At 39.0% G+C, this 374-nt stretch carries 1 protein-coding gene; it reads left to right on the forward strand.

Annotated features, from left to right (window positions below; translation table 11 throughout):
• Nucleotides 1-13: 13 nt before the first annotated feature.
• On the forward strand, nt 14-374 hold a 361-nt coding region (locus ACTQ5K_RS25620; RefSeq protein WP_441994463.1), incomplete at its 3' end, for a transposase.

Here is a 374-nt window from a genome sequence, read left to right on the forward strand (position 1 = left end):
AGGAAGACTCCCTATGACTATTATACGACAAGGAAGCCTATTTGACCTACAAGAATTATATCATTTAGAACCTACCCAACGGTTTGAAGCTGTTTTTTCTACCATTGACATTGAACCGATCTTCGCTGTGGTAACGAAGAAATCGCGTTTTGGAAGGCCTGTTGAGCTAAACTATGCAGCGATGATTTATTCGCTCATCGCTAGAATTACGGAACGAATTCCATTTATTAAGGATTTAGTGAAACGATTAAAACATGACATGATCTTCCGCCTCGACTGTGGGTTTTTAGTTTCCGACTCTATCCCTTCAGAAGCAGCTTATTCTAGAATGATTACTATTCTTTGTGAATCCGATGTTCTTGAAAATGTGCAAG

The organism is Niallia sp. Sow4_A1, assembly GCF_052116745.1.
Lineage (GTDB): Bacteria > Bacillota > Bacilli > Bacillales > Cytobacillaceae > Niallia > Niallia hominis.